The organism is Synechococcus sp. UW106 (genome assembly GCF_900474015.1).
Classification (GTDB): Bacteria; Cyanobacteriota; Cyanobacteriia; order PCC-6307; family Cyanobiaceae; genus Parasynechococcus.
In genome coordinates, this window is record NZ_UCNV01000008.1 from 517,420 (window position 1) to 529,006 (window position 11,587).

Genomic DNA, 11,587 nt, shown 5'->3' on the forward strand with positions numbered 1-11,587 from the left:
TGGTGACCCTAGCGAGAGATGCAAGCACAGCCCATAACAAGCGATACCAACCTCAATGCAATGGAGCCGAAGCGCGACAGGGCAGCGACGAGCGACCATAATGAGAATGATTCTCGAGCTTTGTGGAGGCTGCGATGGGTCAGGTGTGCCTGATTTCAGGTCCTCCGGGGTGCGGAAAAACATCCTGGGCACTCAAAACGCTCCAAGATCACGGCGGCCCCTGCGCTTACCTGCGCCTGGAGGAAGAACCAGAAGCGGGGCTTGAGCAGGGAGCCGACAGCGGTATCGACCTGAGCTGGCTCAAGGACCAGATCCCCAGGCTTGAGGAGGCGACGCCATCCAATGCAGCAGACCTGAAGGAGGAGGACGATGCGCTCACGTTGATCGAAGTTCAGAGGTTTCGTACTCCCACCGAGGAGGGCATCGATGGCTTCGGAATCAACGTCCGCGCAAAGCTGGACGCATTGCAGCTGCGACCTGACCAAGTCATGCACTTTGGGCGAGACCCAGAGTTGCCTTCGAATGACACCTTGGAGTTCAGCAAGCTTGAGGCTTGGCATACATCCCTTTCAGGTTGTGTATGGGACCCAGACAGCCTCAGCAGCTTCTGGTTTGAACTCGTCAATGGTGCCTACGGCGATGTGTACCGCGCCAAAGGATTGATGAATCTCCCCGACGGGCGTTCATTTTTCTGCAATTGGATGGTGAGCCAACAGGGATCACAGTTTCTGCCCTTGGACACCACGGATCCCCCCACGGGGCGCCCCAGTCGCACTTCAGAACTGGTCGTTCAAGGCAAGGCACTCAATCCTGAAGGAATGCAAGCAACCATCAACGATTGCCTGCTCGCAGATGACGTGCTCACCGCGCAACAACAACAGCTCCAGCAACAACAACCCACATTGGAAAGCTGACTGACATGAAGCATGCCGTCATCTCCTGTTTGCACGCCAACCTGGCAGCCGTTGAGGCCGTCCTCGACGACATTGACTCCCACGGGATCAAAACCATCACCTGTCTGGGCGACCTTGTTGGTTACGGACCACAGCCCAATGAGGTGGTGGAGTTGGTGCGACAGCGCCAAATTGACACGTGCCAGGGGTGCTGGGATGAGGACATCATTGATGGCTTGAATGCCTGTGAATGCAGCTATCCCTCCCAGCTGGCGGAACGGCGAGGCCATCGTGCCCACCACTGGACAGCCGCAACGCTGACGGAGGCGAACAAAGCATTTCTGGCCGAACTGCCCATGACATTGCGCAGAGACAAGCTGCTGTTTGTGCATGGCAGTCCCAACAGTCAGCACGAGTATCTGTTGCCTGACATGAACGCATTTGCAGCCCTTGAGCGGGTGGAAACAGCGGGAGCGGAAACCTTGTTCTGCGGCCACACGCATCAGCCCTATGTGCGCGAACTACGCGAGGGCTCCATTCGCATCAAGGTGCAACAACGCGATCACAACAAACCAACAGAACACGAGCTGGACTTACCAATGCGACGGATCGTCAATGCAGGTTCCGTGGGAGAACCTCGTCACGGGAGCACGAAGGCGACCTATGTAATTCATGACGACAACACAGGAGACGTCACAATTCGAGAGGTCGACTACGACGTCGCCAAAACCTGTCAGGCCATCGTTGATGCGGGCTTACCGGAAGTGTTTGCCTGGAGGCTCAGCCACGGATTCGAATACGCCGAGCGGGCTGAAGACGCCAGCCACGTGTGTGAACGCTGAACGCACAACCAAAACGACCTGCAATTACTAGGTCTCAGTCGTATCGACGGGTTTGAGGGGAGTTAATAGGCACAAAGTAGGCACAACAGCGCAATACAGCCAGGTTGTGCCCAGGAAATCACGCCTGCTTCCTTACTTACGCCTGAATAGGGCGGGCAGGCTGACCTATTACCGCCGTATCCCCGCAGAAATCAGGGAGAAGTGTGGTGGATTGCGGGTGTTCAGCCGCTCGCTAGGGCTAACCAGCGTTGATCCGAAGGACCAAGCTGTGATTACGGCCTGGTCTGCCATACACACCGAGGCAGAAGCGTTGATTGCCAAGGCCCAGGCAGAAGAAGCCGGACAACTCCAGCAATCAGCGGAGGTCACACCGCTTTCTCCCCGTGATGCGGCAGGAATTGCGGCTGAACCCTGGCGAAAGCTGCTGAATGCAGGTGATCAGGGGCAAATCACCACTGATATCGAGGACATGGTGGCGGAGGTGGTGCTAATTGCATCGCAAGCCATGGGTCAGGCGGGCAAGCCGGGGGCACTAGAGCAAATCAAGGCAGCCAAAGCAGCAATTACCCAGCGCATGGTGGGAGAAACACTGGAGAAGCTGCAGATCCAGCTTGATTCGCAGGCAATGCGCCAGATCCAGCAGCGATTGCTGGGTTATGTCCCGATGTTTGGAGCAGACGACAAGCGCCGGAGCGAAGGAGACTTCAGTTCGGGGGATATCGAAACGAAGGCACCACCTCTTCCCGACAGCCAGGTGACATGGGAACAATTACTAGAGCAATACGTCTTATTTGCGGGTGGCATCACTGAAGAGCAAGGGATAGGCATCAGTCGAGCGCGATTGGGAAGTTATCAAGTAGCAATCAAGCAGATTGTCGAGACAACACAGAAACATTTCCCTAATGAGCTGACGATTGACGATGCAAGGCACTTCATTAACACACTTCAGCAATCGACACTGGCAATACGCACCAAGCAACAGAAGCTCACGCTAATCAAGACGTTGATTAAGACAGGCCTGCAGTTTGGCTTGGTTGATACGGATGTGTTCGCAGCAATGAAGATCAAAGAGCCGAAAGGCACAACACATCAGACGTACCGGTCGTTCTCAAGGGAAGAACTCAAGCAGATATACCAGAAGGTCCATCAGATTGGTGACATTGAGCGGTCCTTTGTCTTTGATGCTTTGTTATGTACTGGATCGAGGCAAGGGGAGGTTGTTTATCTACGTAAAGGGGACATCAAGAAAGACAAGAAAGATATTTACTACTTCGACTTCAAGCACGAGCCAACTGCTGCGTATTCAACAACGCTGAAGGGTGGAGCGGCAGGCGAGCGCAAGATGCCATGGCACCCCTTGCTACTACAGCAGGATTACGTGAAGTGGATACAAGAGAAGGGGGATGGATACATCGTTGATCGTTCAAAGAGCAACAGCGTTTGGACCGTCTGGTTCCGTGACTGCGTGCTGAAGAAGGTTGATGCGTACGAGAAGGGGAAGACAGGACTGCACAGCCTGAGGAACACAGCCATTGACCTGTGGCGGGAGTGCGGCATCGACCAGGAGTTCAGACGTGCGTTCGTTGCCCATGCATCAAAGGATGTACAGGACCGGGTCTACGGCGAAGGCTTGAAGAACATGCCAGCAGTGATGGCAAAGGAACTAAAGAAGCTGGACCTGAGTTGGCTGTCATAAGAGAAATAAAACGTGAATCTGCCAAATAAGTGATGCTGCCTATGAGCCCAGAGTTTGGCTGACATCACTGGAATACGTGCATAGCTTGCAAAAGATGCTTTTCCCTCTGCATGTCAGATCTGATTGTCGTCGGCTTTCCCAAAGTTCAGGAGGCGGAAGAGGTGCGTCTTGAGTTGGTCAGCATCCAGAAAGAGCATCTGATTTCCCTTGAGGATGCAGTGGTGCTTGAGCATGGTGAAGACGGTCACGTGCATCTCCGCCAGGCCATCAACTTGGCTGCTGCAGGTGCTGCGAGCGGTACCTTCTGGGGCGTGCTGGTGGGTCTGCTCTTCCTTAACCCTCTGGTGGGTGCTGTTGTCGGAGCCGGTGCAGGTGCTGCCTCTGGCGCCCTCTCTGATATCGGCATCAACGATCAGTTCCTGCGGGAGCTGGCCGAGACCCTTCCAAAAGGCAGCGCAGCTTTAGCCCTGTTGGTGCGTGATGGCACGCCTGATCGAGTGATCGAGCGTCTGCGCAAGCACGCCCCTCACGCTCGCTTGGTAAAGACAAACATGTCTCACACCGATGAAGACAAGCTGCGCGATCTTCTGGCTACAGCAGCTAAGCAAGCGGAGGCGCTTCGCCTTTCCTGACGCTGATTGCCAGCAGAAAGAGAACTAAAAAGCCCCCGCCTCGGCTAGAGGCAGGGGCAGACGACCTTTGACACCACCTATTGCAGATCAAGCGAAGCGCTAATACAAGAGTATTAATGCGGAGTTTTGGGGCTCGGCTGCGATAAAAGAAATAAAAAAGCCCCCACCCAGAGGGTGAGGGCAAGAGGTTCAAGCAGTGACTTGTTCAGTGCTGGCGCTGGCCTTACGACGGGAGCGCTTTGGCTTCCGAATTTCGTCGAGCAACTCGTCGATCTCCTCAGCAGGTACCTCGAAAGGTTCCTCTTCAACCTGGACCTGGGCTTCAACAACGGGGGAATCCTCGTTGTCTTGGCTGGTCCCGTTGACGTAGGAGATCAGATCAAGGCGCTCGTCGTAGCCAAGTTTCTGCCCTGTGAAGGCGGAGTCAGGCAATTGCACACGGTGAAACTGTCCGTTCTCTACGTAAGAGACATCGACAAAGGTTGCCCGCCCCTTGCTTCTCAAGGTGATGGTCACCTGATCCGCAAGTTGCTTACGGGTCATGTGTTTGAACTGCGTGAGAAAACTGGTGGCAGTCCAGCTGTCAAAGCCGCAGCGGTACACATAAGTGGTGCCGTCTACTGCTGTGACACGGATGAGCAGTTTCTCTGTCGGGTCATAGCTCTCGTACTGCTGAGTCTTGATTTGAAGGTCAACAATCCAGCAGCGCAGTGAGTTGGGAACCCACATGCGAGAGCCATCTTCCAAGAGGAGATAGGCACACCGCCCCTTGCTGGCATCACTGGCACCAGCAATAAACAACGTGGTCATCATCGATTGCTGCAGCTCAGAGGATTCATCGGTGAACCCACTGAGGCCATCAGCAATGTTGTCAATGCCGGCCTGGTCGACGGGCACGATTGAGAGAGTCATCACAGTTATCTGTTAGGTGAACACGACCTTCCGGCTGATGAGGCAAGAAGATCAATGAGACTTGGTGCTCGGTGGAACCGAGCGGGCTGTTATTTGCAGTGAGTTGTTGCCAGGAAGAAATTATGTTTGCTAGGTTTGTGTCATCCGATACACAGAAAACAAATGCTGACCGGCACCGACCTTCTATCGAAGGTGAAGGATCTTGGCGACGTTTCCAAAACAGATCTGGCCCGCAGCTGTGGCTACGTCTCCACCAAAAAAGATGGCGGTGAGCGGGTGAACTTCACCGCTTTCTATGAGGCCCTGCTTGAAGCCAAGGGCGTCACCCTTTCGACTGGTGGCACCGCTGGCATTGGCAAAGGTGGACGCAAGCTTTCCTACAAGGCTGTGGTTCAAGGCAATGGCAACCTTTTGATCGGCAAGGCCTACACCGCATTGCTTGAACTTGAGAGCGGTGATGAATTCACTATCAAACTTGGCAAGAAAGCGATCCGTCTGGTTCCTGTTGGTGGATCAGACGAGGAAGAGTGAGGACCACGGCTAACCGATAGCCCTCACCCGTTGCCCCGCCGCTGTATTTGAACTGGTGTGTTTTCTCGTAGTTTGTAGTGACCCCCACCTACAAGTTCTTCTGACGTTCAATGTTTACTAATGCCAACCCAACCCAAAGGCATAGACCAATGCGTTAACGAACGACAAACTTGTGTTCCTGGGGTCGCTACAAGCTACGAAAAACCACCTGTTTCAAACGCGTGGAAGCCCGAAAACCGAGGGCGAGGTTTAGCAGTTGCGTTAACAAAAGAGACAGTGGTTATATATCTAAAACTTTGATTGACGGTGGTCGGAGAGGTCACTGCTATGGGAGAGCAAAAGAAAGGAGCAAAAATTACACAAAAGTCTTGCAAAACTAGCGTGATTGGTCACTTCAACAGATGAAAATAAAAGTAAATCGACCGCTTTAGCGGTCGTCCTTTCCGATGTGCAGCAATAGGCAGCACAGGTGAAGCACCAAAGACAAACCAAACGCTTTAGCGGTTGTCCTTTTTATGAAGAGCCATCCTCTTAATCTTTCTTGGCTAGCTTGCTATCGATCCATCTTGAGAAGATATAAACACCAACAAACATTGGGGCATAGATCACCCACATGTTCTCAAGTTGATAGCCACTGTTATTCACAAGCACCAAGCCTGAATAACTGAGAACCATATAGATGGAAACTCTTCGGATGACTGGATACTTGTTGAGCATCTATTGATGAAGTGAGTGGTCACCATAGCAAGCTCAATGAGTTTTTCAATATTCTTTTGCCTTGATTGCTTTTATGACATGAATCCTTAAAACATTTAACAGTGGAGATCGTTTAAGACCAATTAAGCTATCAGCATTAGCATTGGCAAGATATCGCACAAGTGGGTGATGCATCCATTGACCAAAGGCTTGCTATGCGTAGGAGCTGCAATCGGCACTGCCGCATATTTTTCGCCAGTAATATTTCGGGCTAATTATTTTAATCTCTGCGTGATGACTACATCAGGCATCAATGATTCAAAGATGTGGAGTCAGCTCACCTCTGGACAGCAAGCCAACATGGTTGCTAGTGCGGTCCAAATTTGCAACGGTGGCGCAGAGAAATATCAAAGTGCTGAATAGCAATCGCCACTGTCATAGGCAAAGTTAAGAGCAAGTTAAGGGCGGCAATGAAGCACTGGCCTACTGACTGATATCAATTCCGTAGTAGGTGATGCGCTGCCCCTGCGAGGCAGACGGTTACGACGTAGTTGCCCCAGTTTCTGAAGAGTCGACTGGGGCGGCGGAACCACCTATCGCTCGGTCGTTGTGGCCGGTGGTTCCGCTCAACCAACAAGTGGAAACACTGGCCTACTGACTGATATTGATTCTGTAGTAGGTGATGCGTAAAGCCTGCGAACACCAGGGTTACAAAATGGGGGCTCTGTTTGATTTGCACTTCACGGAGCGGCGAGGTCACCCTGTTCGAGGAGTGGTGGCTTCGCTTGGCATTAGAAAAAGCCCCCGCAGCTCTGCAGAACTTGATAAAGGGGCTGACGAGCACAAGAAAAAAGCACTCGTGGCCGAAAGATAATTATTCTCAATTCTTCAGTACAGAAGGTGAGGTGACAGAGAAAAAAGCGCTCACTTAGTTATTGCCAAAGAATTATTACGCCTATGCAAACTAGGCAAGCTAGGTCAAGTAGGTGCGTACATATACTTACCGGCGGGCTTGCAGAGCGCTTGCCCATGAATGTGCTGGGCTTAACGAGGGCCCAGCGCTTTCCCTAAAAAGGCTTTGGCTAAGCGCCTCACATCAGTGGGTCATCCCAAGGGGCAGGGATATCGGTCATAGGCAGGGTTAAGGGAGGCAACACAGGTGCTTTGCTTGATCTGCATTTCACGGAGCAGCGAGCTCACTCTGTTCGATGCATGGAAGTACTGGCCTATGGAGTGACGGCACCCTTGTGTCCTGTGATGCAGTTGTCAGTGCAAAGCGGGAGGTAGGACAAAAGAGCTCTGGTTGACAGACGTGTCGCTCTGGAGCACTCCAGTCATCCCTATTTTGATTGAGAGAGGGGGATGGCTTTTTTTGCCCACGGGGTTGCGTAACTCCAGTGCTTGCAGCGCTTCAAAGCATGAGCACCAGGGGCCAGTAGTCCTTGCTTGAGGTGGCACCCACCCAGCACTTGGCATTGAGACAAGGTGACGTAGCCGAAGTGATGGCATGTTGCACAGCTCTGCATGCCACGAAAGCTGACGAGGTCACGCTCATCGAGAAAGCTCCAGTCCTCCACCCTTGAATGCGCAGCAATATATCTGTACTACTACAGAAAAGCGGCGACTTGCCACCTATGTCACGAAGGGCTGCCTCATTTGACGCACGTGGCTATAAAGCACAGCGAGAATCGTTCTCACATACCTGGAGAAATGCCAGCAAAGGACGCACTACGTAGGCACAACAGTAGGCACTACGTCCTTCGGGATGAAATCAAGAACCATTGCCATCACTGGAGTCTCAAGGACAGTCTTATGAACGCTGACGCTGTGTGTGAGCGCTGATGGAACGCTGGGCCCTGGTGAGTGGTCTCCAAGGAGACCTGGATCTGTACGAGCAGATCCAGAAGGAGTTAATGCAACAACGAGGAGTCGCCAATCTCTTTGTTCTTGGTGATTTGATCGGATCACAACGCGAGTGCAATGCACTGCTCGAGCGCCTACGGCATCCACAACGCTCGGATCTCCAGCCCGAATGCATCTATGGCTGGTGGGAAGAGCAGCTGCTTGCTGAGTCTGGCTACCGAGGGGAGCGCAAGGCTGAAGGTCTCAGACAAAAGCACGGCGAGGCTAGCGTCAACGCACTTCTTGCTGCCGTGGATGCAGACCATCTCAACTGGCTGGCATCGCTGCAATTCGGTTTCATCGAACTCGACTGCGCCCTTATCCATGGCAGTTCAGCTGATGTTGGTGACCGGCTGACAGAAGACACTTCTGCCCTGGTGTTACTGGATCGCCTGACGCGGCTGGATGTCAATCGCCTCTTCACAGCACGCTGCCAGCGTCAGTTCCGGCTTGAACTCTCCGGTGGATCGATCCAATCGCATGTGAAGGACCATGCCGGAGAAGAGCAGAGCGAACAGGCCGTACCCAAGCGCAGTGTGATCGGGATTGGCGGAGGGAGGAACTACACCCTGTACGACCCCGCAACGGATCACATCGAGTTTCGGATTGCGGGAGAACCCGTCCACGCCGCGGGGCGGGGCTTTGGCTGACTGCCTCGTTCATTCAGGCCAAACGAACCGAAAGGGCGTTCATACGCTGGGGCAATCGCAATCAGTACATGAACGATCACAACCAACAACAGCTCACGGTGCGTGAAATGGTGAGAGCCCACGCTTACCCGCTGCTGGCTGCAGTGAGCAGCCTCAGCCTGGTCAGCATTGCTGTTCTGTTGATTCCGCAAGCCGTCAAAACCGATCGCTACAACCGCTGCGTCGATGCCCAGATCGCCATGCGGGTCGCGATCAACACCGACGGACACACGCAGCCCGGCAAGATGAATTACCTGAAAGCCATCGAACACTGCGAAGGCTTCTGAACCAATGCCCGCCATCCAACCTTTAACGGCTCTTGCCGTCGGTGTCGTGACCCTCTTGGTGAACCAAACGCCAGGATTGGCCCACGGCAAAGGGCTCTACGCCACCAAGGCGGAAGCTGAGCAGCGAGCTGCCGAAATCGGTTGTAAAAGCGTTCACGAGAACAACGGACGCTGGATGCCTTGCGCTGATGAAAGGGAACTCCATCAACAGCTGCGCAAGCAATGAAAACCTCCAGAACAACGAGCCGTCAGGCACGACGCATCCACCGCTGGCTTGTGCCAATCGCCGCAGCACCACTACTGATTACAGCGGGCACTGGCTCCCTCTACAGCTTGCTCCTTGAGCGGAACATCGATGCCTTCTGGCTGCTCAAGCTGCACACGGGACAATTCGGCTGGCTGAACCTCCAACCGATTTATCCAATCCTGCTGGGAGGGCTGACCATTGTTGTCACCGTGTCAGGGCTGACGATGCTGCTGAAGCCATGCCGCTGAACGACACGGCAGTCAAAAAACAGCAGGCAAAACAAACAGCAAGTAAGGGAGTTGAGCTCAATCCAACTCGCTCAATCCGCGCAGGTGCATCCACAGGAACCGCTGCCATGGCATGGCTCATTGTTGGGGTGACCGCTGGCACAGGCCTCTGAACAGAAGTTCAGGCCATGAAGGATCACAGCTTTAGTCTCCTGAACCTCGCAGGTGCAACGCTCACAAGCACAACGCAGAAGGGCTGAAGGCATAACGGACGGATGATCTGCGGATATCTATAGAGGCTTGAAACATCAGAGACAGATAAAAGAACAAACCAACACAAAGAGCGAAGAAAATAGCGAGAATGATTATCAGCAAAAAACGCGACCAAGGGCTACAAAGCACGTGCAGATAGGCGCCGCTAACAAAAACGTTGAAGACCAAAAGTGGGGTTAAAATCAAAAAGCTTCAAAAGGCAGGCCCAAAAGAGAAGAAAACCAATGGTTACAGGGGAGGCAACAATTGACTACGTTCAAACGTTCACAAAAAAAGAAAGCTAGAAATACAACGCGAGAAAATAAGAGGACCATCAAGTGAAGACATGCCATCAGAAAATATCAACAAAAATCGCCATAGAGCCAAGACACTCAATGACATCAAAGACTGGTGTTTCGGACGAGCGTCGCACCTGTCTCTTGCAGGTCAACATCAGGCCGCTCAGGCACTAACCAACGAGCACATGGAAGCCCTTGAGACAATTAGGCCGGAAAAAATGCTGTGGTTGAAGCATTAACAGGCAGAGAACCGTTATCACGACGCCGCAATGTGTCATATCGAACTTCAAAAAGAGCAAATATCACAACAACGAACAAAGCCAACAATCCACAACGTGCTATAAAATCCATTCAACACAAAACCACGATGACTTGTTTATACAGAACAGTAAATAAATAGGCGGTAACGCAACTACATCAGCAAGTATCAAAAAGCACACGTCAGCACGTCAATGAATACGAAGGGCGGACATAACCCCAGGCAGAACAGGCCAATATTCCTTAATGCCTCGGAAACAGTGCTTCTCGATAGGCCTAGAGGCAGAGAAGACGTAGAAATAACAGTAGAAGATGGAATCGTAAGAATTGGCGCCTACCAAGAAGGCAAGACAATTGATTTGACTTTAGCTTTTGCATGCAAATCTGAACCATGCAGGTTCAATTACCCTGAAGAATTATGGATCAGGATAGAGGCGATAACAGAAACAAAATGCCAAGCAAGCTATGGCCATGATCCAGAACAAAGATCCAATGACAGCATCTTGGAATGGGTGTTACAACTACACATTGTCAGACTCGAAACAAACATAGAAAGTCGTCTCATGAAATTATTCCAACTATTAACGACCAGACTTGGTATACGTACAACCGATGGCTATTTGCTAGAGCACACTCTCTCTCATGGGCGCATCGCTGAAATCATTGGAACTACAAGATCAACTGTTTCCAGAAGCATAAGCTCTCTCAGGAAATCTAATAAAATTTATATTGACGAACTAAAGAATCAACTGATATTGCCGGCAAATCAAATCAATGACCACACCGACATGTTCCACCCTTCCATTTAGAACACTTTGACTTTTTACAGCCCTTTTTCTTGCTCTGCCGTAAATTGTCGTCGGATGAATTGGCCAAGATCCGATGGGAATCAACTTTTTAACTCTAATCGCTCCAACAGGCCCAAAACATGGAAGTGAGTAACAAATGACACAAGCCCGTCAGTCTTCTTATTGATGCCTGAAGAGACAAAGCGAAGCCCCAAGCAGAGCACAGACATCTGCAAAAGGGACTGCGATGAGGCTGATAACAGAAAAGAACAGACAGACGTATAAAAAGCTACTTGGAATTGCTCTATACGAGTAGCAGCAAATACAGCGCAACGGCAGTATGGGCGTGCCCAATTTGGGCTTTCCTGTGTGAGGAATTCAATGAAGCTTTTCCAGCAACTGCTGGTGGCTCCTGCCGCCCTTGGCCTTCTGGCCT

General features: G+C 51.9%; 14 protein-coding genes. 11 read left to right on the plus strand and 3 right to left on the minus strand.

The features are described from left to right. The first annotated feature begins 134 nt into the window (after positions 1–134). The 4 genes from DXY30_RS07695 (at position 135) to DXY30_RS07710 (ending at position 4,063) form a co-directional block, all read left to right on the plus strand. Entirely contained in the window at positions 135–914 is a 780-nt protein-coding gene (locus tag DXY30_RS07695) for a GTP-binding protein (RefSeq protein WP_115094293.1), read from the plus strand. 5 nt (positions 915–919) lie between these two features. Beyond that, positions 920–1,735: a metallophosphoesterase gene (locus DXY30_RS07700; RefSeq protein WP_115094146.1), complete on the plus strand. Its 816-nt coding sequence runs from the start codon at positions 920–922 to the stop codon at positions 1,733–1,735. 217 nt (positions 1,736–1,952) lie between these two features. Then, positions 1,953–3,431, plus strand: a complete 1,479-nt coding sequence (locus DXY30_RS07705; protein ID WP_115094147.1) for a hypothetical protein — start codon at positions 1,953–1,955, stop codon at positions 3,429–3,431. A gap of 110 nt (positions 3,432–3,541) precedes the next feature. Next, the gene (locus tag DXY30_RS07710) at positions 3,542–4,063 is read left to right on the plus strand and encodes a DUF1269 domain-containing protein (RefSeq protein WP_115094148.1); all 522 of its coding nucleotides are present in this window, start codon (positions 3,542–3,544) and stop codon (positions 4,061–4,063) included. Between the two features lie 189 nt (positions 4,064–4,252). Here DXY30_RS07710 and DXY30_RS07715 read toward each other — a convergent pair whose 3' ends face one another. After that, a complete protein-coding gene (locus DXY30_RS07715; RefSeq protein ID WP_115094149.1) occupies positions 4,253–4,975 on the minus strand; it encodes a hypothetical protein in 723 nt (240 codons plus the stop codon). 162 nt (positions 4,976–5,137) lie between these two features. Between DXY30_RS07715 and DXY30_RS07720 the strand changes: the two genes are divergently transcribed. The 6 genes from DXY30_RS07720 to DXY30_RS14315 all read left to right on the plus strand — a co-directional run bounded on the left by DXY30_RS07720 (position 5,138) and on the right by DXY30_RS14315 (position 9,727). Next, complete coding sequence (locus DXY30_RS07720; protein ID WP_115094150.1) at positions 5,138–5,506, plus strand: AbrB family transcriptional regulator; 369 nt, start codon at positions 5,138–5,140, stop codon at positions 5,504–5,506. A 2,537-nt stretch (positions 5,507–8,043) separates the two neighbouring features. Next, positions 8,044–8,754 (plus strand): phosphoesterase, encoded by a 711-nt coding sequence (locus tag DXY30_RS07730; protein WP_115094152.1) that lies wholly within the window; start codon positions 8,044–8,046, stop codon positions 8,752–8,754. Positions 8,755–8,822: 68 nt separating this feature from the next. Next, positions 8,823–9,080 (plus strand): hypothetical protein, encoded by a 258-nt coding sequence (locus tag DXY30_RS07735; protein WP_115094153.1) that lies wholly within the window; start codon positions 8,823–8,825, stop codon positions 9,078–9,080. 4 nt (positions 9,081–9,084) lie between these two features. Next, positions 9,085–9,306: a DUF3721 domain-containing protein gene (locus tag DXY30_RS07740; protein WP_115094154.1), complete on the plus strand. Its 222-nt coding sequence runs from the start codon at positions 9,085–9,087 to the stop codon at positions 9,304–9,306. Further along, the gene (locus DXY30_RS07745) at positions 9,303–9,575 is read left to right on the plus strand and encodes a hypothetical protein (protein ID WP_115094155.1); all 273 of its coding nucleotides are present in this window, start codon (positions 9,303–9,305) and stop codon (positions 9,573–9,575) included. The genes DXY30_RS07740 and DXY30_RS07745 overlap by 4 nt, the downstream gene beginning before the upstream one ends. Continuing rightward, entirely contained in the window at positions 9,566–9,727 is a 162-nt protein-coding gene (locus DXY30_RS14315) for a hypothetical protein (RefSeq protein ID WP_206749524.1), read from the plus strand. The genes DXY30_RS07745 and DXY30_RS14315 overlap by 10 nt, the downstream gene beginning before the upstream one ends. Here DXY30_RS14315 and DXY30_RS07750 read toward each other — a convergent pair. Further along, positions 9,647–9,820, minus strand: a complete 174-nt coding sequence (locus DXY30_RS07750) for a conjugal transfer protein TrbI (protein ID WP_115094156.1) — start codon at positions 9,818–9,820, stop codon at positions 9,647–9,649. The two genes, DXY30_RS14315 and DXY30_RS07750, sit on opposite strands and share 81 nt — an antisense overlap. A 737-nt stretch (positions 9,821–10,557) precedes the next feature. Between DXY30_RS07750 and DXY30_RS07760 the strand changes: the two genes are divergently transcribed. Then, a complete protein-coding gene (locus DXY30_RS07760) occupies positions 10,558–11,172 on the plus strand; it encodes a helix-turn-helix domain-containing protein (RefSeq protein WP_115094158.1) in 615 nt (204 codons plus the stop codon). Positions 11,173–11,252: 80 nt separating this feature from the next. Here the strand turns inward: DXY30_RS07760 and DXY30_RS14320 are convergent. After that, positions 11,253–11,587 (minus strand): hypothetical protein (locus DXY30_RS14320; protein WP_206749523.1); only part of this gene is annotated, 335 nt, incomplete at its 5' end.